We start from the raw sequence: 23,808 nt of genomic DNA on the forward strand, positions 1-23,808 counted from the left end.
CGCGGCGGCTGTCGGTGCCGGGTGGTCGAATGGTCGCCATGAGGAGCCCCGCCGCGACCACCACCTACCGGCTCGCCGCGCCGCAGCAGGCGGCGGCGGTGCCGACGCTCGACGAGCACCAGCGCCGGGTGCTGGAGCACCCGGGCGGGCCGCTGCTGGTGCTGGCGGGGCCGGGCACGGGCAAGACCACGACGCTGGTCGAGACGATCGTGCACCGCATCGAGCAGGGCGCCCGGCCCGAGCAGGTGCTGGCGCTGACGTTCTCGCGCAAGGCCGCCGAGCAGCTGCGCGACCGGGTCACCGCCCGCCTGGGCCTGACCTCGGCGGTGGCGATCGGCACCACCTTCCACTCCTTCGCCTACGGCCTGATCCGCCAGCACCAGCCGGCCGAGCTCTACGAGGGCCCGCTGCAGCTGCTCAGCGCCCCCGAGCAGGACGTCGTGCTCCAGCAGCTGCTCACCGACGCCCCCGAGTCGGTGCGCTGGCCCGAGGGGCTGCGCCACGCCGTCGGCACCCGCGGCTTCGCAGGCGAGGTGCACGCCGTGCTGGCCCGGGCCCGCGAGAAGGGGCTCGACGGCGAGGAGCTGCGCCGTCTGGGAGCCGAGTCCGGGCGCGCTGAGCTGGTCGCGGCCGGGTGGTTCCTCGACCAGTACCTCGACGTGCTCGACTCGCGCGGGGCCATCGACTACGCCGACCTCATCCGGCGGGCCGCGATCCTGGCCGAGGAGCACCGCGACGAGCTGCGCGCCACCTACCGCCACGTCTTCGTCGACGAGTACCAGGACACCGACCCCGGCCAGGTGGCGCTGCTCCAGGCGCTGGCCGGCGACGGGCGCGACATCACCGTGGTCGGCGACCCGCACCAGTCGATCTACGCCTTCCGCGGGGCCGAGGTGCGCGGCATCCTGGAGTTCCCCACCACCTTCCCCCGGCGCGACGGCAGCCCCGCGGGCACGGTCGTGCTGCGCGGCACGCGCCGCTTCGGCGCCTCGCTGCTGCGCTGCTCGCAGCGGGTCGCGGCGCGGCTGCCGCTGATCGGCACCATCGAGAGCGGGGCCCGCGACGACTTCCTGGCCCCGGTGCCGGTCGGCGACCACGGCGACGGCCGGGTGCAGGTGCTGACCTACGACACCGAGCGGGCCGAGGCCGAGCACCTCGCCGACCTGCTGCGCCGTGCCCACCTCGAGGGCGGCGTCGCATGGGACGACATGGCCGTGCTGGTGCGCTCGGGGCGCACCTCGATCCCCGGGCTGCGCCGCTCGCTGCTGGCCGCCGGCGTGCCGGTGGAGGTCGCCGGCGACGACACCCCGCTGGTCGGCGAGCCCGCCGTTCGCACCCTCGTCGACGCGCTGACGGCGGTGCTGCACCTCGACGACGACGACCCGCGCAGCGTCGACCACCTCGACGCGCAGCACGCGCAGGCCCTGCTCCACTCCCACCTGGCCGGTCTCGACGCGGCCGACGTGCGGGTGCTGGCCCGGCTGCTGCGCACGCGCGAGAAGCAGCGGGTCGCCGAGGCCGACGAGGGCGCGGCCCCGCGCAGCTCTCCCGAGCTGCTGCGCGCGGCCGTCGTCGACGAGGGCGTGCTCGACGACCTCGCCGGTGCCCCTGGCGCCGACCTGCCTGCGGTGGCGCGGGCCGCGCGACTGGCGCGCCTGCTGCGCGAGGCGCGCGTCCTGGTGGAGGAGGGTGCCTCGGCCGAGGAGCTGCTCTGGCACCTGTGGTCGGGCACCGACTGGCCGGCCCGCCTGCAGTCCGCCTCCACCCGCGGCGGCCAGGGCGGGCGCACCGCCCACCGCGACCTCGACGCCGTGTGCGCCCTCTTCGACGAGGCGGCCCGGGTCGAGGAGCGCCGCGGGCACACCGGCCTGGCCTCCTTCCTCTCCACCCTGGTGGCCCAGCAGATCCCCGCCGACACCCTGGCCGAGCAGGGCATCCGCGGCGAGGCCGTGCGGCTGCTGACCGCCCACCGCTCCAAGGGCCTCGAGTGGCGCCTGGTGGTCGTGGCACACGTGCAGGAGGAGGGCTGGCCCGACCTGCGCCGCCGCTCCACGCTGCTGCAGGCCGACCGGATCGGCAGCGGCCACCTGGTGCCCCCGACATCGGCGCGCGAGCTGCTCGCCGACGAGCGACGGCTCTTCTACGTCGCCTGCACCCGGGCCCGCGAGCGCCTGGTCGTGACGGCGGTCGCCTCGCCCGACGAGGACGGGGAGCAGGCCTCGCGCTTCCTCGCTGAGCTCGGCCCGACCCCCCAGCACGTGCAGGGGCGGCCCCGGCGGCCGCTGTCGCTGGCCGGGCTGGTCGCCGAGCTGCGGCGCACCGTCGCCGACGACACCCAGTCCGAGGTGCTGCGCCACGCGGCCGCCGAGCGCCTGGCCCGCCTGGGCGCCCAGCACCGCGAGGGCACGGCGTGGGTGCCGGCCGCCGACCCCGCCACCTGGTGGGGCACCCGCGCCTTCACCGCCTCCGCGCAGCCGGTGCGCGAGCCCGACGAGCCGGTGCGGCTCTCCGCCAGCGCGCTGACCACGCTCGAGCAGTGCCCGGCGAAGTGGTTCCTGGAGTCCGAGGCCGGGGGCGCGCGGGCCGCCACCCAGGCCCAGGGCTTCGGCAACGTCGTGCACGCCCTGGCCGACCGGATCAGCCGCGGCGAGGTCGACCTGTCGGGTCCCGACCCCGTCGAGGCGCTGATGGAGCACGTCGACGCCGTCTGGTCGCGCCTGCCCTTCCGCACCCCCTGGTCGGGCGGGCGCGAGCGCGAGGAGGTGCGCAAGGCCCTGACCCGGTTCCTGGCCTGGCACCAGCGCCCCGAGGCGCGCGAGGTGCTGGCCACCGAGCAGCGGATCAGCACCAGGGTCGAGCTGCCCGACGGCCAGCAGGTGCACCTGCACGGCTACGCCGACCGGCTCGAGGTCGACGCGGAGGGCCGGGTGGTCGTCATCGACCTCAAGACCAGCAAGTACAAGCCGACGGGGGAGGAGATCACGGTGCACCCCCAGCTGGGCCTCTACCAGCTCGCCGTCGAGCACGGCGCGGTCGACGAGGTCCTGACCGAGCGACGCGGCGAGCCCTCGACCGCCCCGCCCGGCGGCGCCGAGCTGTGGCAGCTGCGCCACGAGGCGCGCGGCCGGCTGACCGTCCAGACCCAGGCGCCCCAGGAGCCCGACGAGCAGGGCGTCCGCACGATCGAGCACCAGCTGATGGCGGCCGCGCGAGCGGTGCGCGAGGAGGACTTCGTGGCCCGGCCCGGCAAGCACTGCGACTTCTGCGACTTCCAGCCCCTCTGCCCGGCCAAGACCTCGGGGACGGTCCTGTCGTGAGCACCGTCGAGAGCGCCGTCGAGAGCGCCGTCGTGAGCGCGCCGTGCATCCGTGAGGTGCACACCCCCGAGGACCTGCGCCAGATCATGCAGGCCGACTTCCCGCCCAGCCCCGAGCAGTGGGAGGCGATCCGCGCGCCCCTCGAGCCGGCCGTCGTGGTGGCCGGCGCCGGCTCGGGCAAGACGACGCTGATGGCCGCGCGCGTGGTCTACCTCGTGGTGACCGGCCAGGTGCGCCCCGACGAGGTCCTCGGCCTGACCTTCACCACCAAGGCCGCCAGCGAGCTGCGCCAGCGCATCCGCGACGCCCTCGAGCGCGCCGGCTTCGGCCCGGGCGGCCACGACGGCCACGACGGCGGGGGGCGCGAGGCGCAGGACGAGGAGGCCGTCGAGCTGCTCGAGCCCACGGTGTCGACGTACAACGCCTATGCCTCGGCGCTGCTCTCCGAGCACGGTCTGCGCATCGGCCACGAGCCCGACACCCGGGTGATGGCCGACGCGTCGCGCTACCAGCTGGCCGCCCGGGTCATCGACCGGCACACCGGCCGCGTCGAGCTGCTCTCCGACAGCCCGCGCCACGTGATCGACTACGTGCTGCGCCTCGAGGGCGCGCTGAGCGAGCACCTGGTCGACGTCGCTGCCCTGCGCGCCTTCGACGCCGCGCAGGCGCCCCGCTTCGCCGAGGCGCTGCTGGCCGGGACGAAGAAGACCCGCGACGACGTCGCCAGCGCCTTCGCCCGCCGCGCCGAGGCCCTCGACCTGGTCGAGGAGTACCGCCGGCTCAAGCACGCGCTGGGGCTGATGGACTTCTCCGACCAGATCGCGCTGGCCGCCCGGTTGGCCGAGAGCCACGCCGAGGTCGGCGAGCAGGAGCGCGAGAAGTTCAAGGTGGTGCTGCTCGACGAGTACCAGGACACCTCGGTGGCCCAGGCCCGGATGCTGCGCCGGCTCTTCGGGGGCGGCCACCCGGTGATGGCGGTGGGCGACCCCAACCAGGCGATCTACGGCTGGCGCGGCGCGTCGGTCTCCAACATCCTGCGCTTCGGCGAGGACTTCCCCCGCGGCGACGGGGGCGAGGTGGCGCGGTTCCGGCTCAGCGTCAACCGCCGCTCCGACACTCGCATCCTCGACGTCGCCAACGCGCTGGCCGACCCGCTCTACCGCCAGTTCCCGATGGTGGCGCCGCTGCGCTCGGGCACCACCGCCCAGGGCGTCGTCGACGTGGCCGTGCACGAGACGTACGCCGAGGAGCTGGGCTGGCTCGCCGAGCAGGTGCAGGCGGCCCACCGGGCCGGGACGCCGTGGCGTGAGGTCGGGGTGCTGGTGCGCGACAACGCCCACGCCGCCGACGTCTTCGACGCGCTCAGCGCCGCCGAGGTGCCGGTGGAGATCGTGGGCCTCAGCGGCCTGCTGCGGCTGCCGGAGGTCGCCGAGGTGCTCGCGACGCTGACCCTGCTGGAGGACCTCACCGCCAACGCCGACCTGCTGACCTTGCTGACGGGCCCGCGCTGGGCGGTGGGCCCGCGCGACCTGGCGCTGTTGGGCCAGCGCGCCGAGGAGCTCGCCGGGGCCCGGCGCGGGCGCGCGGGCGCCGGCGACCAGGCGCTGGGCCAGGAGCTCGAGCAGGCGGTCTCGGGCGCCGACCCCACCGAGGTGCCGGCGCTGTGCGACGCGCTCGACGACCCGGGCGAGCGGCCCTACTCGGCCGCGGCCCGTGAGCGCTTCGCCCTGCTGGCCGCCGAGCTGCGGATGCTGCGCGGGCACGTCGGCGAGCCGCTGCTCGAGCTGGTGCGCCGCATCATCGAGACCTGCGGCATCGACCTCGAGCTGGCCGCCTCGGTCAGCGAGGCCGCGCGGGCCCGCCGCGACAACCTCGACATCTTCGTCAAGGCGGTCGCGGACTTCCAGGCCATCGACGGCTCGGTGAGCCTGACCTCGCTGCTGGCCTGGCTGCAGGCCGAGGACGAGCTCGGCAACGGTCTCGACGCCGCCACCCCGTCGGAGGCCGACTCGGTCAAGCTGCTCACGGTGCACCGCGCCAAGGGCCTGGAGTGGGACGTGGTCTTCCTCGTCGGCACCTGCCGCGACAAGTTCCCGCACACCCGCAGCCGCGGCCTGTGGCCGCGCCGCCTCGAGATGCTGCCGACGCCGCTGCGCGGCGACGAGCGCGACCTGCCCCAGCTGCGCGGCCACGACGCCGAGGCGCTCAAGCGCCTCGAGACCGACACCAAGGAGCACGAGGCCACCGAGGAGCTGCGGCTGGGCTACGTGGCCTTCACCCGCGCGCGGCACCGGTTGGTCGTCTCGTCCTACGTGTGGACCGAGGGGCGCAAGGGCGGCCTGGGCCCCTCGCCCTACCAGGTCGTCGTGCGCGACTTCCTGGCGCTGGCCGACGTGGCGCCCCTGGCCTGGCGCGAGTGCCCCGACAAGAGCGAGGTCAACCCCCTGCTGCAGGCCGAGGTGCCCGAGCACCCCTGGCCGGTCACCGAGCACACCGCCGAGGCGCTGCGCCGGCTCGCGGCCGCCGAGCTCGTCGCCGAGGCCGTCGACGAGCTCGAGTCCGGGCGCGGCGGCGCGTGGGACCAGCAGGCCGACCTGGTCGAGCGCTCGGTCCTCGACACCTGGGACGACGAGCTCGAGCGGCTCCTGGCCGAGGCACGGCGCGAGCGCAGCCCCGAGGTCGAGGTGCCGCTTCCGGGCAGCATCTCCGTGACCGCGCTGTCGCGGCTGCGCGACGACCCCGAGACGTTCGCGCGCGAGCTGGTCCGCCCGATGCCGCGCCCGCCGTCGCCGGCGGCCCGCTTCGGCACCCGCTTCCACGCCTGGGTCGAGGCCCGCTTCGGCCAGCAGCCGCTGCTCGACCCCGACGAGCTGCCCGGGCGCGGAGACGAGGGCATCGACGACGCGGCCGACCTCGAGGAGCTGGTGCGCCGCTTCGAGGAGGGCCCCTTCGCCGACCGGGTGCCCTACGCGGTCGAGGCGCCGTTCGCGCTGGTGCTCGCCGGGCAGGTGGTGCGCGGCCGCATCGACGCGGTCTTCCGCGAGCCGGACGGCTCGTTCCTGCTCGTGGACTGGAAGACCAACCGCCGCGCCGACGCCGACCCGCTCCAGCTCGCGCTCTACCGCACCGCGTGGGCCGAGCTCGAGGGCCTGGCGCCCGACGAGGTCCGCGCCGGCTTCTACTACGTGCGCACCGGCGACCTCGTCGAGCCCCTCGACCTGCCGGGCCGGGAACGGCTCGAGGCGCTGCTGACCGGGTCGGAGGGGGGCGTAGAGGGTCGTAGAGTCGGGGGATGAGCGTGGAGCAGCGGGTCGTCGTCGTGGTCGGGGCCGGGCCGGGCGTCAGCGGGTCGCTGGCGCGTCGCTGCGCCGCCGACGGCTGGGCGGTCGGCCTGGTCGGCAACGACGAGAGCGCCCTCGAGGACCTGGCCTCGACGCTGGTGCCGGCGCGGGTCGAGCGCCGGGTCGCCGACGTCTCCGATCCGGTGACCGGGGGCGGGGCGGTCGCCGACCTGGGGCGCCGGCTGGGGCGCATCGACCTGCTGCACGTCAACCCGAGCGCCTACCGCGAGGCCGACCCGCTGCACCTCGACGTCGAGGGGCTGCTCGACGACGTGCGGCTCGGCGTCGGGGCGCTGCTGGTGGCCGTGCAGGCCGCGCACCCCTACCTGCGCCCGGGCTCGCGGGTCACCGTCACCGGCTCGATGGCCGCCGACGAGCCGTCGGCCGCAGCCGCGTCGTTGGGCGTGCAGAAGGCCGGCGTGCGCAACCTGGTGCGCTCCCTCGACGCGACCCTGGCCCCTGAGGGGGTGCGCGCGGTCTCGGTGACCGTGCGCGGCGCGCTGGCCCGCGAGGGCACCTTCAGCCACGACGCGGTCGCCGAGGCGATCTGGCAGGCCGCCCACCAGGAGGCCGCGGACTGGCGCCCCGAGGTGTCCTACCCGGCCTGAGCCGCGCCGTCGCGGCCCACACGCAGGGCGGAGACGACACCGGCGGCCGCGTGCCGCCCCGCGCGGTTGGCCCCGATGGTGCTGGCCGAGGGGCCGTAGCCGACCAGCTGCACCCGCGGGTCGTCGACCGCGGTGGTGCCGCGCCCGTCGAGCCGGATCCCGCCCTCGCGGGTGCGCAGGTGCAGCGGCGCGAGGTGGCGCACCGCCGGGCGGAAGCCGGTGGCCCACAGCACTGCCTGGGCCGGCTCGAAGCGGCCGCCGGCCCAGCGCACGCCGTCGCGCTCGAGCGAGGCGAACATCGGCTGCCGGTCGTAGGCGCCGAGCGCGGCCGCGGCCCGCTCCTGCTCGCGCAGGGCCAGCCCGGTCACGCCCACCACGCTGGCGGGCGGCAGTCCGCGGCGCACCCGGTCCTCGACCAGCGCCACCGCGGCCCGCCCGGCCTCGCTGGTGAAGTCGTCGGTGCGCCACACCGGCTCTCGCCGGGTGACCCACAGGGTGTCGGTGACCAGCGCGACCTCGCCGAGCAGCTGCACCGCCGAGGCGCCGCCGCCGACGACGACGGTGCGGCGGCCGCGGAACGCCTCCGCGCCGGGGTAGCCGCGCGTGTGCACCTGGAGCCCGGCGAACCCGGCGGCGCCGGGGTAGGCCGGCACGTAGGGCTGCGACCACGTGCCCGAGGCGTTGACCAGCGTGCGGGTCAGCCAGGTGCGCTCGCCGGCGTGCACGCTCAGCAGTGCCCCGGGGCCGTCGGTGACCCGGTCGACGCGCACCGGGCGCAGCACCGGCAGCGCGTGCCGGCGCTCGTAGTCGGCGAAGTAGGCCGGCACCGCACGGTTGGCCGGCCGGTCGTCGCGGCCGGGCGCCCCGGGCCCGGTCGCCGGGGCGCGAGGGTCGTGCGGGAGCTCGTGCACGCCGTGCACGTCGGCCATCGACAGCGAGTCCCAGCGGTGCTGCCACGCGCCGCCCGGGGCCGCGGCGGCGTCGAGCACCAGGTGCCGGACGCCGCGCCTGCCCAGGTGGAAGGAGGCCGAGAGCCCCGCCTGGCCGGCGCCGACCACGATGCTGTCCCAGATCTCCACCCCGGTGGAACGCGCCCCGGGGTCCCGGTGTTCCGGCCCGTCCCGCGCGCTACCGTCGCGCCCGTGAGCTACCCGCACCAGATGATGGCCGCCGACCCGCACGACCGCGTCGCGCTGCACCGCACCGACGACGCCTGGCTCGACGAGCGCTGGGCCGACCCGGGGAGCCGGGTCCTGGTGGTCTCGGGCACCCGCATCCGCCCTGTCGAGGGCCGCGTCGAGTGGGTGGCGCCGGCTGAGGCACCCGAGGGCCTGCGGGTGCTGCTGGGGGAGTGGGAGGGCCGGGCCTGGTTCGCGGTCGTGACCGACGCGGGCCTCTCGCGCCAGGGCGAGGGCTGGGTGCCGCTACGCGGGCTGCTGCCCTCGCTGGCCGACGACGCGCTGGCCTACGCCCCCTTGGTCTTCCACGCGCTGGGCCTGGCCGAGTGGCTCTTCGTGACCCGCTTCTGCCCGCGCTGCGCGGGCGACCTCGAACCCCGCAAGTCCGGCCACGAGCTGGTGTGCACGCGCTGCGGCAAGACGCAGTTCCCGCGCACCGACCCCGCGGTGATCATGGTCGTCGCGCACGGCGAGCCGGGCAGCGACGACGAGCGCTGCCTGCTGGGGCGCCAGTCGGTGTGGCCCGAGGGCCGGTTCTCCACGCTGGCCGGCTTCTGCGAGCCCGGCGAGAGCCTCGAGGACGCGGTGCGCCGCGAGGTCCTCGAGGAGACCGGCGTCCACGTCGGCGAGGTCACCTACTTCGGCAACCAGCCGTGGCCGCTGCCGGCGAGCCTGATGGTCGGCTTCACGGCCCGGGCGACCAGCACCGCCATCGAGGTCGACCACGACGAGCTCGAGGACGCGCGCTGGTTCACCCGTGCCGAGATGCGCGAGCAGGCCGAGGCCGGCAGGCTGGTGCTGCCGGGCGGGGTCTCCATCAGCCGCTCGCTGGTCGAGCACTGGTACGGCGGCCCGCTGCCCGGCCACTGGTGAGGCGCGCCCGGCCTGGCCGCGCGGTCAGGCCAGGGCAGCCAGCTTGTCCTTGACCTGCACCAGGGAGGGGTTGGTCATCGCGCTGCCGTCGGAGAAGACCAGCGTCGGCACCGTCTGGTTGCCGTTGTTGACCTCCATGACGACGTCGGCGGCCGCGGGGTCCTGCTCGATGTCGACGATGGTGAAGGGGATGCCCTCGCGGTCGAGCTGCGACTTCAGGCGGTGGCAGTAGCCGCACCACGGGGTGCTGTACATCGTGAACCCGGTCGTGGGGGTGGTCTCCACAGGTGCTTCGGTGCTCATCTCGGGCTGTCGCCTCCGGCATCTAGGGTGTGATCGGTCCCCACACCAACCACGTCCGAAGCGGAGTTGTTCCCCCTGATGCCCGACCCCGACGCCCTGCTCACCGCGCTCGACCCCGAGCAGCGCCAGGTCGCGGAGGCGCTGCGCGGCCCGGTGCGGGTGCTGGCCGGTGCCGGCACCGGCAAGACCCGGGCGATCACCCACCGCATCGCCTACGGCGTCGCCTCGGGGGTCTACACCCCCACCGAGGTCCTCGCGGTCACCTTCACGACCCGCGCGGCCGGCGAGATGCGCCAGCGGCTGCGCTCGATGGGCGCCGGTGCGGTGCAGGCGCGCACCTTCCACGCCGCCGCGCTGCGCCAGCTGCGCTACTTCTGGCCCCACGTGCACGGCACCGAGCTGCCCCGCCTGACGGAGTCGAAGATCCCGCTGCTGGCCGGCGCCGCGCGCCGCCAGCGGCTGCGGGTCGACCAGGCGCTGCTGCGCGACCTGGCCTCCGAGGTCGAGTGGGCCAAGGTCAGCAACGTCCACCCCGACGACTACGCCCGGGTCGCCACCCGACGCGGGCGCAGCGTCACCGGTCACGACGCCGAGACCGTCGCGCGGGTCTTCGCCGCCTACGAGGACGTCAAGCGCGGCGAGGGCCGCATGGACATGGAGGACATCCTGCTGCTGACCGCCGGGATGCTCGCCGAGGACGAGCGGGTGGCCGCGCAGGTTCGCCGTCAGTACAAGTACTTCGTCGTCGACGAGTTCCAGGACGTCTCGCCGCTGCAGTCGGCGCTGCTGGACCTGTGGCTCGGCGGGCGCGACGAGCTGTGCGTGGTCGGCGACCCCGCGCAGACCATCTACTCCTTCGCCGGGGCCGACGCCGACTACCTGCGCGACTTCCCCACCAAGCACGCCGGCACCACGTCGGTCGAGCTGGTCCGCAACTACCGCTCGACCCCCGAGGTCGTCTCCGCGGCCAACGCGCTCCTCGAGGGCTCGGCCACCACCAGCGTCTCGCTGCGCTCCCAGCGCCCCTCGGGCCGCGCGGTCGACTACCGCTCGGCCTCCGACGAGGTCGCCGAGGCCGAGGCGGTCGCCGCGCGGATCCTGCAGCTGCGCGAAGCGGGCACCTCCCTGGGCGAGGTCGCCATCCTGTTCCGCATCAACGCCCAGTCCGAGACCTTCGAGGAGGCGCTGGCCGCGCGCAAGATCCCCTACGTGATCCGGGGCGCGGCCCGCTTCTTCGACCGCCCCGAGGTGCGCGAGGCGGTGACCCGCATCCGCGGCGCCGCGCGCAGCGGCGAGGGGGAGGAGCTCGTCGAGCTCGTGCGCTCGACGCTGGCCGGGATGGGCTGGACCTCGGCGCCGCCGACCGGGCGGGGCCAGACCCGGGACCGCTGGGAGTCCTGGCAGGCGCTGGTCGACCAGGCCGAGGAGTTCGCGGCAGGGGAGGGCAAGGGCCACGCCGACCCCGCCGGCGCCTTCGTCGACGACCTCGACCGCCGCGCCGCCGAGCAGCACGCCCCGGTGGCCGAGGGCGTCACCCTGGCCACCTTCCACGCCGCGAAGGGCCTGGAGTGGGACCACGTCTTCCTCTGCGGGCTGCAGGACGGCACCCTGCCCATCACCTACGCCGACACCCCGGCGGCGGTCGAGGAGGAGCGCCGGCTGCTCTACGTCGGCATGACCCGCGCACGGCTCGAGCTCTCGTGCTCGTGGTCGCTGGCGCGCAACCCCGGCGGCCGGGGCTCCCGCAAGCCCTCGCGGTTCCTCGACCCGCTGCTGCCCGACGAGGCCCGACCGCGGCCCGCGGGGTCGACGCGGGCCGGTCGCGCGATGAGCTGCCGCGAGTGCGGGACCCCGCTGCGCACCCCGGCCGACAAGAAGCGGGCGCGGTGCGAGGACTGCCCGGCCTCCTACGACGAGGAGCTCTACGAGCGGCTGCGCGAGTGGCGCAAGGAGCGCGCCGGCGAGGAGAAGGTGCCGGCCTTCGTGGTCTTCTCCGACGCCACCCTCGAGCTGATCGCCGAGCAGAAGCCGCAGACCCCCGAGGCGCTGCTGCGCATCAGCGGGATCGGGCGCCAGAAGCTTGACCGCTACGGCGAGGACGTGCTCGGCCTCGTGGGCTGAGCGGGCGTTTCACGCCCTGCTGACGGGGTCCGCAGAAAGTTCTCGAGAAATAGTCAATAAATGGTTTGCCCCTTACACGAGGGGGCGGCTAGTTTACTCAGCACCAGCAAACGCGCACCTGGGCAGTGACGACGCCCGCGCACGAGACCACGAGGAGGTGGAGCAGATGTTCAGCACTCAGATCGCGATGACGGCCATGACCGCCGCGACGACTGCGCGCCCGTACGGCACCCTCCTGCCCACGTCCGGTCACGTCGTCGATCGTGACCGTCGTGGCGTCATCGGCGCCGTGAAGGGCCAGGCCGGCTTCGCCGCCGCCCGGGGGACCTCTGCCTGGAGACCACCGACCTGCTGAGAGCAGTCGTCGAGAGCCTCCAGGCCGCGGAACCCGAAACCGGGATCCGCGGCCTTTGTCTTTGCCACCAGCGGCCCACCCAGTTGTTTCCCACCCGCTACCAGGTCGACAAGGAGGTGACATCCATGACCATCAGCGTTCTCGACCGCGTCGCCGAGGCCCTGCCCGCCGAGCAGATGCCCTGCCGGGTCGCCAACCCCGAGCTCTGGTTCGCCGAGTCCCCCCAGGACGTCGAGCGTGCCAAGGCGCTCTGTCTCGACTGCCCCGTGCGCCAGCTGTGCCTGGCCGGGGCCCTCGAACGGCGTGAGCCCTGGGGCGTGTGGGGCGGTGAGCTCTTCCTCCAAGGCGTCGTGATCCCGCGCAAGCGGCCCCGAGGCAGGCCCCGCAAGGACGAGCAGGCGGCCTGAGCCCCCAGCAGCACCCTTTCCCGCAGCACCCATGCACCAGTCACAGAGAGACGACCACCATGCACATCCAGCCAGACACCCTCGCCGCGGCGCAGATCAGCGCCCGGCTCGACGAGGCAGGACGACGGCGACGCCATCACGAGCTGGCTCGCGCGCACCGCTTCAGCCGACGTGCTGAGCGTGCCGCGGCCCAGGCCCGCACCGCCTTCGCCCGGGCGCTCTGAGCGCCACCACCTCGTCTGGGAGACAGAGACACCATGACCACGCACACGAACCGGAGCAACGACATGAGCTTGATGAACGAAGATCTGGCCCGCGCACAAATGGCCGCGCGCCTGGGAGAGGCGCATTCCCTTCGCCGCGGCCACCAGCTGGCCCGGGCCCAGCGACTGAGCCGCAAGGCCGAGGCCGCCGCCCAGCAGGCGCGCCTGGCCCTCGCCCGGGCGCTGTAGCAGCACGGAGCCGGGCACGACACCTGTCGTGCCCGGCTCCTGCGCGTCCGCGTCGCGCCACCTAGGGTGGAGGCCATGCGCACGTGTGACTTCTGCGGCCGGCAGGAGGACGACGAGGCCGCCACCTTGTCGTGGTCGACCGCCGTCGAGCGTGGGCGCACCCGCGTCTTCTGCGACACCTGCTCGCGCGAGCATCTGCGCGCCATGGAGGGCAAGCTCGACTCCGAGTGGTGGTGAGCAGGGCCGCTCAGGCCGAGGACAGCTCGTCCCACGCGCAGCCGCAGTGCGGGTGGCGCAGCAGGGCCGAGCGGACCGGCACCAGGTCGGGGCCCAGGGCCGTGGTCGCCGACCAGGTCGAGGGCCGCTGCCCGTCGAGGTGGCGCACCACGTCACGCACCGCCCACGCCACCGCCAGCCGCCGCAGCACGGGGTCGCTGGGCTCGGGAGCAGCAGCAGGCGCCCGCGCGCGCTGGGCGTGCTGGGCCAGCACGACCGCCCGGCGCGGGTCGCGGTCGCCGGCGTGCGCGTCGAGGCAGCGCAGGCAGGCCGTGCGCCCCGGCACCACGAACGGCCCGACCACGTAGGTCTCGAGGTGCGCGGTCACCAGGAGGTGTGCCACCTGCTCGCGCACCAGGTCGTCGACCAGCTCACGGTCGGGCTCGGAGCCGACCAGCAGGGCCAGGGTCGGCGGCCCGCCGCCGGGGGAGCACACCCCGACGCCCGACTCGCGCAGCACTGCGACGACCTCGGCGCAGGTGCCCGGCTCGCCCAGCACCTGCACCCGGACCCGCGCGCGCTCGCGCAGGCGCCGGGGTGCGTCGACCGGGGCCTCGCAGAACGACGCGGCCACCCCGGCCGCGTCGGGTCCGCCGCCCTCCCGCGCCTCCCGCAGGCCGGCGGCGAGCTCGTCGGCGTCGACCAGCAGCCCGGCCGCGGCCAGCAGCGCCAGCGCGCTCGCCCGGCGTGGACAGGGCGGCGGAGCGGCACCCGGCCCGGGGGCCTCGAGCGAGCGCAGCAGGGTGCGCACCTCGGGGTGGTCCTCCAGCACCACGCGCCGCGGCGCGGCCAGTCCGACCTGGAGGTGCCGGTCGTCGCGGCGGTAGACGCCGACGCCGGGCAGCAGCCGGGGCCGCGCGGGCAGTACCGATGGCAGTACCGGTGGCAGGCTCATGTGCCATTCCTACCGACTCCGCGCCGGCGCCGCCCCGGCTCTCCACAGGGCCGGTCTGGGCCGGTCTGGGCCGGTCTGGGCCGGTCTGGGTCAGGCCTTCCCGAGGATGCGGTTGAGGTTGGTGCCGCAGACCGGGCACACGGCCTTGGCCATGCGGGTGCCCTTGTCGTTGACCTTGACCTCGCCCTCCGCCTCGCGCTTCTCCTTGCACTTCACGCAGTAGAACTCGCCGCTCCAGGTCTCCGCCATGACGGCCTCCTCGTTGTCTGACTCGGGTCGCCGCGGCGGGTGCCGCCGGGCCGCCACGACCCTACGGCACCTAGGCTGCCCGGTGTGGCCGACCAGACCAGCCAGGAGCCGTACGACGAAGGACCGGTCGCCGCGCTGCGCCGGATCGCCTTCCTGCTCGAGCGTGGTCGCGAGGACACCTACAAGGTCAAGGCGTACCGCGGCGCGGCCGCGGCGATCCTGCCGATGGGCGAGGACGCGGTGGCCGCCGCGGTCGCCGACGGCACCCTGCGCCGCGTCGACGGCGTGGGTGCCAGCACCGCGACGGTCATCGAGCAGGCGGTGCGCGGGCAGCGTCCCGACCGGCTGGTGCGGGCCGAGGCCGAGCACGGCGGGCCGCTGGTGGAGGGCGGCGAGGAGCTGCACGCGCTGCTGCGCGGCGACCTGCACTCGCACTCCGACTGGTCCGACGGGGGCTCGCCGATCGAGGAGATGGCCTTCAGCGCCATCGAGCTCGGCCGGGAGTACCAGGTGCTCACCGACCACTCGCCCCGCCTCAAGGTCGCCCGTGGGCTCTCCGCCGAGCGGCTCGCCCGCCAGCTCGACGTGGTCGACGCGGTCAACGACCACCTGGCCGGCACCGGCTTCACGCTGCTCAAGGGCATCGAGGTCGACATCCTCGACGACGGCTCGCTCGACCAGAGCGACGAGATGCTCGACCGCCTCGACGTGCGGGTGGCCAGCGTGCACTCCAAGCTGAAGATGGAGCCCGAGGCGATGACGCGCCGGATGGTGGCAGCGGTGCGCAACCCGCGCGTCGACGTGCTGGGCCACTGCACCGGCCGCCTGGTCACCGGCGGACGCGGCACCCGCGCCGAGTCGACCTTCGACGCGCGCGCGGTCTTCGAGGCCTGCGCCGAGAGCGGCACCGCCGTCGAGATCAACTCCCGCCCCGAGCGGCGCGACCCCCCGACCCGGCTCCTCGAGCTGGCCCGCGACCTGGGCTGCCTGTTCTCCATCGACACCGACGCCCACGCCCCGGGACAGCTCGACTTCCTGGCCTACGGCGCCCAGCGCGCCGAGGCGGCCGGGATCGATCCGGAGCGGATCGTCAACACCTGGCCCAAGCAGCGCCTCCTGGAGTGGGCGAGCAGCTAACCTTCGGGGCATGGCGGTCCTGCCGGACTCCCGGCCAGACGACGACCCGCGCTCGGGGTCGGTCCCGTCCTGCCCGCCCGAGGTCGAGGTACGCCGCTCGGCCCGACGCCGCCGCACCGTGTCGGCGTACCGCGACGGCGGCCGGATCGTGGTGCTGGTGCCGGCCTCGCTGACCCGCGCCGAGGAGGCCGACTGGGTCGCGACCATGGTGGCGCGCATCGAGCGCTCCGAGCAGCGGCGCCGGCCCAGCGACGACGACCTGATGGATCGCGCGCGCAACCTGTCGGACCGCTACCTCGGCGGGCTCGCGGTGCCCGAGTCGGTGCGCTGGGTGGAGAACCAGTCGACGCGCTGGGGGTCGTGCACGCCGGGGGAGCGGACCATCAGGATCTCCTCGCGGCTGCAGCACATGCCGCAGTGGGTCGTCGACTACGTCATCGTGCACGAGCTGGCGCACCTGGTGGAGACCCACCACAACGAGCGGTTCTGGGCCTGGGTCGACAACTACCCGCAGGCCGAGCGCGCGAAGGGCTACCTGATGGGCTGGTCGGCGGCGCGCGACGAGGGCGACGAGCCCGACTGAGCGCCCAGGCGCGCACGGGCCAGCCGCACCAGCTCGACCAGGTCGGCCTCGGGGTCGGGCAGCGCGTCGACCGGCCACCACCGCAGGTCGAGGGACTCCTCGCTGAGCGCGTGCTGCTCGTCGGCGGCGAGCGCCACGAACCGTACGTCGAGGTGGTGCACCGGGCGCTCGGACGGGCCGCCGCAGAAGGGGACCGGGTGGGCGCTGAGCTGCACCGGGACCGGGTCGAGGCGCAGGTCGCCCAGCCCGGACTCCTCGGTGGCCTCGCGCAGCGCGGCCGCGGCCAGGCTCGGGTCGGCGTCCTCGCAGTGCCCGCCGAGCTGGAACCAGCGCCGCGCCTTGGCGTGCAGGGTCAGCAGCACCCGTTGGCGGTCGGCGCTGAGCACCAGGGTGCTGGCCGTCAGGTGGTCGGGGCGCCCCTCGCGGCGCAGCGCGTCGGGGTCGGCGCGCAGCTGCGCGACGTAGCGCTCACGCAGCTCCTCCTGGCCGGCGTCGGGGGCCGACCAGCCCGAGAGCAGCGCCAGCGCGTCGGCGTGGAGGCTCACTCGGGCTGGTCGCCGCGCTGCTCGTCGTCCGGCTCGTCGTCCGACTTCTCGCCACCGAGCAGCTTGGCCAGCTCGGCGTCGAAGTCGGCCTCGCTCAGCGCCTCGGGCGCGCTCGCCTCGTCGCGGAAGCCGAGCGGGTCGTCGAGGTCGGCCGAGGTCGGCAGCAGGTCGGGGTGGGTCCACACGCCGTCACGGGCCTCGGGGCCCTGGCGGGTGCGCAGCGAGCCCCACAGGGTGGAGGCGTCGCGCAGCCGGCGCGGCCGCAGCTCGAGGCCGACCAGCGCCGCGAAGGTCTCCTCGGCGGGGCCGCCGGCGGCGCGGCGGCGGCGTACGGCCTCCTGCAGCTTGGCAGCGGCCGGCATCTTGGCCTCGGTGGCCTGGCCCACCACCTCGTCGACCCAGCCCTCGACGAGGGCGAGCACGATCTCGAGGCGCTCGAGCGCGGCCACCTGCAGCGGCGACTTGGGCAGGTCGAAGAGCCCGCCCTCGAGCAGCTGCTGCACCGACTCGGGGTTGCTGGGGTCGACGCCGCGCATCTGCTCCTCGAGGCGCTCCTGGATGGCCTCGGTGTTGATGTCGATGCCGCGCCCGTAGTCCTTGACCGCACCGAGCACGTGCTCGCGCAGCCACGGCACGCTGCCATAGAGGCGCTGGTGGGCGGCCTCGCGCAGGGCCAGGTAGAGCAGCACGTCGTCGTAGCCCACGTCGAGGCCCTCGGCGAACGCCTCGATGTTGGCCGGCAGCAGCGCCGCACGGCCGGCGGGCGCGAGCGGCAGCCCGACGTCGGAGACGGAGAGCACCTCGGAGGCCAGGGTGCCGATGCCCGAGCCGGCCTGGGTGGCCAGCATCGAGCCCATGAAGGTGCCGAGCATGCCCAGCAGCGGGCCGCCCATGGCCTGCGCCTCCTCGGGCAGGGCGCCCGAGAGCGACTGGGTGGACTGCGCGGCGACCGGCTCGACCAGGCCGCGCCAGACCTCCTGGGTGCCCACGACCCACTCGGCGCGGCTCCAGGCGCTGGTGCTGGTGATCGCCGAGGGCAGGTCGGTGGCGGCGTCGAGCCAGTGGTCGGCCAGCCCCAGGGCGTCGGCGACCGCGTCCTTCTGGCGCTGCGACGGGCTGGGGTCGGGCTGCTGGGCCACGGTCTTGCGGGCGGTGTCGACCGCGAGGTCCCAGTTGACCGGGCCGTCGTAGGGCTGCATCAGCGACTGGATCTGGCTCATGATCTGGTTGAGGTCGGGCATCTTGCCGCCGAACATCGCGCTCAGGTCGGGCATCTGCCCGCCGGCGCCGCCCATGGCGCCCATCGGGCCGCCGGCACCGAAGAGGTGCTCGAACGGCGTGCCCTTGAAGGGGTTCTGCTGCTCGTCGTCGCCGTCTCCGGGGCCGTCCGCAGGCTTGTCAGTCATGGGGCCAGGCTACGCCGGGGCGCCCAAGGCCGGCAGGCCCCGGTGGGGGCACGCCGGCACGCCGTAGGCTCGGGTCGTGACCAGCAGCACGCCCCCTGTCGTCCGCCTCGTCGACCTGCGCGAGACCCCGCTCGAGGTCGAGGAGGTGCTGGCCGCGCTCGACGACGACGCCGCCGGCGGCCTGACCCTCTTCGTGGGCCGGGTGCGCGACCACGACGGCGGCAAGGGCGTCGTGGGTCTCGACTACTCCGCCCACCCCACCGCCCTGGACCGGCTGCGCCAGGTGTGCGAGCAGGTCGCGGCCGACCACGACGTGCAGGGCGTCGCCGCCCTGCACCGCACCGGCTCGCTGGCCATCGGCGACGTCGCCGTCGTGGTGGCCACCGTCGCCAGCCACCGCGGCCAGGCCTTCGCCGCCTCCCGCGACCTCATCGACACCCTCAAGTCCGAGGTGCCGATCTGGAAGCACCAGCGCTTCACCGACGGCCAGGACGAGTGGGTCGGCACCCCCTGACCCTCCGTCGGTCGAGCAGTGACGAGCGCCAGCGAGGAGCGTCGCCGAGACCCGGTGAGGGACGCGCCCTGCGTACGCCGATCGGTTGCGGGGTCTCGGCGACGCTCGAGCCTTCGGCCCTCGCTGCTCGACCGACGGTCGGCGTGGCAGCCGGGGGGAGCCGAGCGGGGTCCCTAGCCTGGGGGGGTGGAGATCCTGCTGTGGCTGCTGCCGGCCGTGCTGGTCACGGTCGCGGCGATGTGCTGGGTCGGCTGGGCCGGGCGCGACCCGCGGGAGGTCGACCGCGAGGTGATGGTGCGCCGCCTGGCCAAGGGGATGGCCAGGGAGACGCCGCTGCGCTACGCCGCCCCCCGCCCCGAGCGCGACCGCAGCACCGGCATCGCCGTGCGCCCCTCCCGGGCTCGCAAGGCCTCATGACCTGCTGACCAGCGCTCTTGGGGCGTGATGAGATGGTGTGGCCATGAGCCAGCGACTGATCGCCGCCCTCGTCGCGGCGCCGTTGGTGCTCGCGCTGTTCGTCGCGGCCTGGTTCACCTCCCTGCCCTACGCCACCTACCAGCCCGGCCCGACCGTCGACGTGCTCGACCAGCCCGACGGCTCCGAGACGATCCGGGTGCGGGGCGTGAAGTCCTACCGCGACGCCGGTGAGCTGCGCCTGACCACCGTCAGCGTCAGCCCGGTGGGCAAGCGGCTCTCGCTGCCCGAGCTGATGTGGGCGTGGTTCGACGAGGAGGAGGCGGTGCTGCCCTACGACTACGTGCACCCCGACGACGTCACCGCCGAGGAGGACGAGCGCCAGGGGGCGGTGTCGATGGTGACCTCGCAGGACGTGGCGATCGCCAACGCCCTGGAGGCCCTCGACTACGAGGTCGAGTCGGCGCTGCAGGTCGCCTACGTCGTGCCCGACAGCCCCGCCGACGGCGAGCTCGAGGTGCGCGACGTCGTGCTGCGCGTCGACGGCCGGGCGGTGGAGTCGCCGCAGATGCTGGTCGACGCCATCCGCGACACGCCCTCGGGGGAGTCGGTGACCCTGCAGGTCGAGCGGGACAACGAGCGACGAGACGTCGAGCTGACCCCCGAGGAGGACCCCGAGGACGGCGTGCAGCGCGTCGGGTTCACCCCCGGCCAGGGCTTCCGCTACCCCTTCGACGTCTCGGTCAACATCGACCCCAACATCGGTGGGCCCAGCGCCGGGCTGATGTTCGCGCTGGGCATCTACGACACCCTCACCGAGGGCTCCCTGACCGGGGGCGGCACCGTGGCCGGCACCGGCACCCTCGACCTCGAGGGGGCCGTGGGCCCGATCGGCGGCATCCAGCAGAAGATCGCGGGTGCCGAGCGCGACGGCGCCGAGCTCTTCCTGGTGCCCCCCGACGACTGCGACGAGGCGCTGGGTGTCGACGACGGCAGCCCGCGCCTGGTGCGCGCCGAGACCTTCGAGAGCGCCCTGGGCGCGGTCCAGGCCTGGGCCGACGACCCCGACGCCGACCTTCCGAGCTGCGAGGACTGATGACCGACCCTGTGGACGAGACGCCCGTGGACGAGACCCCGGTTCCCCCGGACCAGCTGGCCGACCTCGACGTCGACCCCGCGCTGGCCGCGGCGGTGCTCGAGATCGAGAAGCACGCGAGCGAAGCCGGCTGGGACCAGCCGGCCCGGCTCTTCGCGCTCGTCGACACCGCCCAGCTGGTGGCCCACGAGCCCCAGCTGGCCGCCGCGATGGGCCTCGACGACTCCTCCGAGCGCGGCTCGCTGACCTCGGTCGAGCAGGACCAGCTCGACCCCTCCCAGCAGCTGGAGCGGGTCCTCGAGACCATCACCTGGCCCGCCCAGGTCACCGGCTGCGCCGCGGTCGTCGAGCGGCTCGTGCTGCCGCCCGAGGCCGACGCCGAGCTGCCCGAGGACCCCGACGAGGCGGCGGCGTACGCCCGCGAGCACCCGGCGCGCCAGGAGCTGCGGATGGTGGCCGGGGTGACCCGCGAGGGCTCGCGCTACTGCGCCATGCGCTTCCGCAGCCACGACGACGACACCAAGGTGGTCGGCGGGGCCGAGCTCGTGCCGGCGCTCCTGGAGCTGCTGGACGCCACCCTCACCGACGACGACCAGTGACGACCCACCAGATGAACGACGAGAGGCACCACCCGTGAGCGAGACCTTCGGCCCCGAGCCGCCGGCAGCCGCCCCCCAGGCACCTGCGACCAACGGGCGCTCGCGCGCCCTGGTGATCACCGCCGGCGTCCTCATCGCGCTGTTCTTCGCGCTGACGACGTTCTCGGGCTTCTACACCGACCGCCTCTGGTACACCTCCGGCGGCTACGGCAGCGTCTTCTCCACGATGCTGTGGACCCGGGTGGCGCTGTTCGCGGTCTTCGGCCTGGTGATGGCGGCCGTCGTCGCGCTCAACGTGGTGCTGGCCTACCGGCTGCGCCCGGTCTTCGCCGGCATGGGCGACACCAACGGGATGGGTCGCTACCGCGACGCGATCACCCCGATCCGGCGCTGGGTGGTGCTGGGCGTGGCCGTGGTCCTCGCCCTCTTCTCCGGCACCTCGGGCGCCGGCGCCTGGCGCACCTACCTGCTGTGGCGCAACGGCAGCGAGTTCGGCACCCAGGACGCGCAGTTCGGCCGCGACATCGGCTTCTTCGTCTTCGACCTGCCCTGGCTGCACTTCCTGGTCGACTTCGCCATGGCGGTCTTCGTGGTCTCGCTGCTGGCCGCGGCGCTGACCCACTACCTCTACGGCGGCATCTCGCTGCAGTCGCCGGGGGAGCGGCTGAGCGGGGCCGCGCAGGCGCAGCTCTCGCTGCTGCTGGGCCTCTTCGTGCTGGCCAAGGGCGCTGACTACTGGCTCGACCGCTTCGACCTGGTCAGCCAGTCCGGGGCGCTGATCACCGGCATCACCTACACCGACGACAACGCGGTGCTGCCGGCCAAGAACATCCTGCTGGGCATCTCGGTCATCTGCGCGGTGCTGTTCTTCCTCAACGTGTGGCGCCGCACCTGGATGCTGCCCTCGGTCGGCATCGCGCTGCTCGCGCTCTCGGCGATCCTGCTGGGCGTCATCTGGCCCGGCATCGTCCAGCAGTTCCAGGTCAACCCCTCCGAGCCCAACCGCGAGCGCGACTACATCGCCCGCAACATCGAGGCGACCAGGGCGGCCTACGACCTCGAGGACGTGGAGGTCGAGCCGTTCTCGCCCGACAACACCCTGGGCTCGTCGCTGGCCCAGCTCGACGGCGAGACCAAGTCGATCCCGCTGGTCGACCCGCAGGTGGTGCGCCCGGCCTTCGAGCAGACCCAGCAGGTGCGCGCCTACTACTCCGTGGCCGACGTCCTCGACGTCGACCGCTACGACATCGACGGCACCGAGCGCGCCCTGGTGCTCGGCGTGCGCGAGCTGAACCCCGAGGGCGTGCCGGAGCAGAACTGGGCCAACCTGGCCACCGTCTACACCCACGGCAACGGCATCATCGCCGCCTACGCCAACCAGCGCGACCGCTCCGACAGCGAGCAGGTCGACACCGAGGACGCCGGCGCCAACGAGGTCGGCATCGAGTGGGCGCAGGGCACCCAGAGCAACGAGCAGGACCTCCTGGAGGCCACCGGCGGCTTCGAGCAGAGCGTCTACTACGGCGAGCAGAGCCCGACGTACTCGGTGGTCGGCAAGGCGGAGGAGGGTGACCCGGACGTGGAGCTCAACCTGCCCGTCGTGGGTGCCGAGGACGACGCCACGGTCACGACGTACCAGGGTGACGGCGACGCGCCGGTCGGCGGGTTCTTCAACAAGCTGATGTTCGCCATCAAGTTCGGGGAGCCGAACTTCGTGCTCTCCGAGCGGGTCAACTCCGGCTCGAAGGTGCTCTACGACCGCAACCCCAGCCAGCGCGTCGAGAAGGTCGCGCCCTGGCTGACGGTCGACTCCGACCCCTACCCGGCCGTGGTGGACGGGCGGATCGTCTGGATCCTCGACGGCTACACCGTCACCGACCGCTACCCCGGCTCGGAGCGGGAGTCGTTCGAGGAGATGACCGACGACGCCCTGGCCCAGGAGACCGCCGGCCTGCAGACGCTGCCGACCGACGAGATCAACTACATGCGCAACGCGGTCAAGGCCACCGTCGACGCCTACACCGGCAACGTCACGCTCTACGAGTGGGACACCGAGGACCCGATCCTCAAGGCCTGGCGGGGCGCCTTCCCGGGCACGGTCGAGCCGCGCGAGGAGATCAGCGAGGAGCTGATGAGCCACCTGCGCTACCCCGAGGACTTCTTCAAGGCGCAGCGCTACCAGTTCGCCCGCTACCACGTCACCGACCCCGGTGACTGGTACCAGAGCAACAACCGGTGGGAGGTGCCCGAGGACCCCGACGTCAGCGGGACCTTCCAGGCGCCGTACCGCCTCTTCGTCGACAACCCGGCCGCGGAGGGCAGCGACGAGAGCTTCGCACTGACCTCGGTCTACGTGCCCTACCAGAAGAACAACCTGGCCTCGTTCGTGTCGGTGAACTCCGATGCGACCAGCGAGCAGTACGGCGAGATGAGCGTGCTGGAGCTGCCCAACGAGCAGACCCCGGGTCCTGCGCTCGTGGCCAACCAGTTCTCCTCCGACCAGGACGTCGCCGACGCCATCGCCCAGTTCAACCGTTCGGGCGCCCGGGTGATCCGCGGCAACCTGCTGACGCTGCCGGTCAACGACGGGCTGATGTACGTCCAGCCGGTCTACGCGCTGCGTGAGCTCTCGGACGCCAGCTTCCCGATCCTGCGCTACGTGCTGACCAAGTACGGCGACAACATCGGGCTGGGCACGACGCTGCGCGACTCGCTCGAGGACCTGATCCGCTCCTCCGGCGTGACCCCGAGCAACACCGGCGACGGCGGCAACGGGGGGAACAACGGCGGCGGCGACGGCGGCGAGACCGGGGGCGAGGCTCCCAGCGGGACCGTGCCCGAGCAGATCGACCGGCTGCTGCAGCGCGCCGAGACCGCGTTCAACGCGGCCGACGAGGCCATCGCCGACCGTGACCTGGGTGAGTACCAGCGCCAGGTGTCCATCGCCCAGGACGCGATCGCCGACGCGCTGGCGCTGACCGGCACCGCTGACGAGACCGCCGACGAGACGGGCGACGAGACGGGCGACGGGGCCGGCGACGGCACCGCCGAGGAGTCGGACGGCGAGGGCTGAGACCCACCTCACGGACCCCGGGGCGCATCCGATTTGGAGGCGCCCCGGGGCCTTGTGTAAGTTGGT

23 protein-coding genes are annotated in these 23,808 nt (G+C 74.2%); 17 read left to right on the plus strand and 6 right to left on the minus strand.

Annotated elements, in window-relative coordinates:
- Positions 1–38 precede the first annotated feature (38 nt).
- The 3 genes from ABKW28_RS08670 to ABKW28_RS08680 are packed head-to-tail and all read left to right on the plus strand — an operon-like array spanning position 39 to position 7,266.
- A complete protein-coding gene (locus ABKW28_RS08670) occupies positions 39–3,317 on the plus strand; it encodes an ATP-dependent DNA helicase (RefSeq protein WP_348608329.1) in 3,279 nt (1,092 codons plus the stop codon).
- A complete protein-coding gene (locus ABKW28_RS08675) occupies positions 3,314–6,613 on the plus strand; it encodes an ATP-dependent DNA helicase (RefSeq protein ID WP_348608332.1) in 3,300 nt (1,099 codons plus the stop codon). The genes ABKW28_RS08670 and ABKW28_RS08675 overlap by 4 nt, the downstream gene beginning before the upstream one ends.
- On the plus strand, positions 6,610–7,266 hold the full coding sequence (locus ABKW28_RS08680) for an SDR family NAD(P)-dependent oxidoreductase (protein WP_348608335.1): 657 nt from the start codon (positions 6,610–6,612) through the stop codon (positions 7,264–7,266). Before ABKW28_RS08675 ends, ABKW28_RS08680 begins: the two co-directional genes overlap by 4 nt.
- On the opposite strand, the gene ABKW28_RS08685 is transcribed toward ABKW28_RS08680, so the two are convergent.
- Positions 7,254–8,345 (minus strand): NAD(P)-binding domain-containing protein, encoded by a 1,092-nt coding sequence (locus ABKW28_RS08685; RefSeq protein ID WP_348608338.1) that lies wholly within the window; start codon positions 8,343–8,345, stop codon positions 7,254–7,256. The genes ABKW28_RS08680 and ABKW28_RS08685 overlap by 13 nt on opposite strands.
- Before the next feature lie 63 nt (positions 8,346–8,408).
- On the opposite strand from ABKW28_RS08685, the gene nudC reads away from it, so the two are divergent.
- Positions 8,409–9,317: an NAD(+) diphosphatase gene (gene nudC / locus ABKW28_RS08690; protein WP_348608341.1), complete on the plus strand. Its 909-nt coding sequence runs from the start codon at positions 8,409–8,411 to the stop codon at positions 9,315–9,317.
- 24 nt (positions 9,318–9,341) lie between these two features.
- Here nudC and ABKW28_RS08695 read toward each other — a convergent pair whose 3' ends face one another.
- On the minus strand, positions 9,342–9,620 hold the full coding sequence (locus ABKW28_RS08695) for a mycoredoxin (RefSeq protein ID WP_193667246.1): 279 nt from the start codon (positions 9,618–9,620) through the stop codon (positions 9,342–9,344).
- A 78-nt stretch (positions 9,621–9,698) separates the two neighbouring features.
- Between ABKW28_RS08695 and ABKW28_RS08700 the strand changes: the two genes are divergently transcribed.
- The 6 genes from ABKW28_RS08700 to ABKW28_RS08725 all read left to right on the plus strand — a co-directional run bounded on the left by ABKW28_RS08700 (position 9,699) and on the right by ABKW28_RS08725 (position 13,192).
- Complete coding sequence (locus ABKW28_RS08700; protein ID WP_193667247.1) at positions 9,699–11,741, plus strand: ATP-dependent DNA helicase UvrD2; 2,043 nt, start codon at positions 9,699–9,701, stop codon at positions 11,739–11,741.
- A 157-nt stretch (positions 11,742–11,898) separates the two neighbouring features.
- Positions 11,899–12,096 (plus strand): hypothetical protein, encoded by a 198-nt coding sequence (locus ABKW28_RS08705; protein WP_193667248.1) that lies wholly within the window; start codon positions 11,899–11,901, stop codon positions 12,094–12,096.
- 125 nt (positions 12,097–12,221) lie between these two features.
- Positions 12,222–12,503, plus strand: coding sequence for a WhiB family transcriptional regulator (locus ABKW28_RS08710; RefSeq protein ID WP_193667249.1), 282 nt, complete (start codon positions 12,222–12,224; stop codon positions 12,501–12,503).
- A 59-nt stretch (positions 12,504–12,562) separates the two neighbouring features.
- On the plus strand, positions 12,563–12,727 hold the full coding sequence (locus tag ABKW28_RS08715) for a hypothetical protein (RefSeq protein ID WP_193667250.1): 165 nt from the start codon (positions 12,563–12,565) through the stop codon (positions 12,725–12,727).
- A 33-nt stretch (positions 12,728–12,760) separates the two neighbouring features.
- Positions 12,761–12,955: a hypothetical protein gene (locus ABKW28_RS08720; protein ID WP_193667251.1), complete on the plus strand. Its 195-nt coding sequence runs from the start codon at positions 12,761–12,763 to the stop codon at positions 12,953–12,955.
- Positions 12,956–13,030: 75 nt separating this feature from the next.
- Entirely contained in the window at positions 13,031–13,192 is a 162-nt protein-coding gene (locus ABKW28_RS08725) for a hypothetical protein (protein WP_193667252.1), read from the plus strand.
- Between the two features lie 10 nt (positions 13,193–13,202).
- Here ABKW28_RS08725 and ABKW28_RS08730 read toward each other — a convergent pair whose 3' ends face one another.
- Together ABKW28_RS08730 and ABKW28_RS08735 are read right to left on the minus strand one after the other, a co-directional pair.
- Positions 13,203–14,126 carry a hypothetical protein gene (locus tag ABKW28_RS08730; RefSeq protein WP_348608344.1) on the minus strand — a complete coding sequence of 308 codons (924 nt, stop codon included), beginning with the start codon at positions 14,124–14,126 and terminating at the stop codon, positions 13,203–13,205.
- 90 nt (positions 14,127–14,216) lie between these two features.
- Complete coding sequence (locus ABKW28_RS08735; protein ID WP_011754982.1) at positions 14,217–14,375, minus strand: DUF5679 domain-containing protein; 159 nt, start codon at positions 14,373–14,375, stop codon at positions 14,217–14,219.
- An 84-nt stretch (positions 14,376–14,459) separates the two neighbouring features.
- On the opposite strand from ABKW28_RS08735, the gene ABKW28_RS08740 reads away from it, so the two are divergent.
- Together ABKW28_RS08740 and ABKW28_RS08745 are read left to right on the plus strand one after the other, a co-directional pair.
- Positions 14,460–15,512, plus strand: coding sequence for a PHP domain-containing protein (locus tag ABKW28_RS08740; protein ID WP_348608347.1), 1,053 nt, complete (start codon positions 14,460–14,462; stop codon positions 15,510–15,512).
- 10 nt (positions 15,513–15,522) lie between these two features.
- Positions 15,523–16,095, plus strand: a complete 573-nt coding sequence (locus tag ABKW28_RS08745; protein WP_193667254.1) for a M48 family metallopeptidase — start codon at positions 15,523–15,525, stop codon at positions 16,093–16,095.
- Here ABKW28_RS08745 and ABKW28_RS08750 read toward each other — a convergent pair.
- Positions 16,044–16,640 (minus strand): NUDIX hydrolase, encoded by a 597-nt coding sequence (locus tag ABKW28_RS08750; RefSeq protein ID WP_193667255.1) that lies wholly within the window; start codon positions 16,638–16,640, stop codon positions 16,044–16,046. The two genes, ABKW28_RS08745 and ABKW28_RS08750, sit on opposite strands and share 52 nt — an antisense overlap.
- Positions 16,637–18,046: a zinc-dependent metalloprotease gene (locus ABKW28_RS08755; protein ID WP_348608349.1), complete on the minus strand. Its 1,410-nt coding sequence runs from the start codon at positions 18,044–18,046 to the stop codon at positions 16,637–16,639. Before ABKW28_RS08755 ends, ABKW28_RS08750 begins: the two co-directional genes overlap by 4 nt.
- A 76-nt stretch (positions 18,047–18,122) precedes the next feature.
- Here ABKW28_RS08755 and ABKW28_RS08760 point away from each other — a divergent pair, with 76 nt between their 5' ends.
- From ABKW28_RS08760 to ABKW28_RS08780, 5 genes are all read left to right on the plus strand, one after another.
- Positions 18,123–18,560: a molybdenum cofactor biosynthesis protein MoaE gene (locus ABKW28_RS08760; protein ID WP_193667257.1), complete on the plus strand. Its 438-nt coding sequence runs from the start codon at positions 18,123–18,125 to the stop codon at positions 18,558–18,560.
- 186 nt (positions 18,561–18,746) lie between these two features.
- Positions 18,747–18,977, plus strand: coding sequence for a hypothetical protein (locus ABKW28_RS08765; RefSeq protein WP_193667258.1), 231 nt, complete (start codon positions 18,747–18,749; stop codon positions 18,975–18,977).
- Positions 18,978–19,020: 43 nt separating this feature from the next.
- A complete protein-coding gene (locus ABKW28_RS08770; protein WP_193667259.1) occupies positions 19,021–20,070 on the plus strand; it encodes a PDZ domain-containing protein in 1,050 nt (349 codons plus the stop codon).
- Positions 20,071–20,096: 26 nt separating this feature from the next.
- The gene (locus ABKW28_RS08775) at positions 20,097–20,669 is read left to right on the plus strand and encodes a PPA1309 family protein (protein WP_307823068.1); all 573 of its coding nucleotides are present in this window, start codon (positions 20,097–20,099) and stop codon (positions 20,667–20,669) included.
- 34 nt (positions 20,670–20,703) lie between these two features.
- Positions 20,704–23,742, plus strand: coding sequence for a UPF0182 family protein (locus tag ABKW28_RS08780; RefSeq protein ID WP_348608351.1), 3,039 nt, complete (start codon positions 20,704–20,706; stop codon positions 23,740–23,742).
- The last annotated feature ends 66 nt before the right edge of the window (positions 23,743–23,808 follow it).

The sequence above is a fragment of the Nocardioides sp. 31GB23 genome (assembly GCF_040012395.1).
GTDB classification, from domain to species: domain Bacteria; phylum Actinomycetota; class Actinomycetes; order Propionibacteriales; family Nocardioidaceae; genus Nocardioides; species Nocardioides salarius.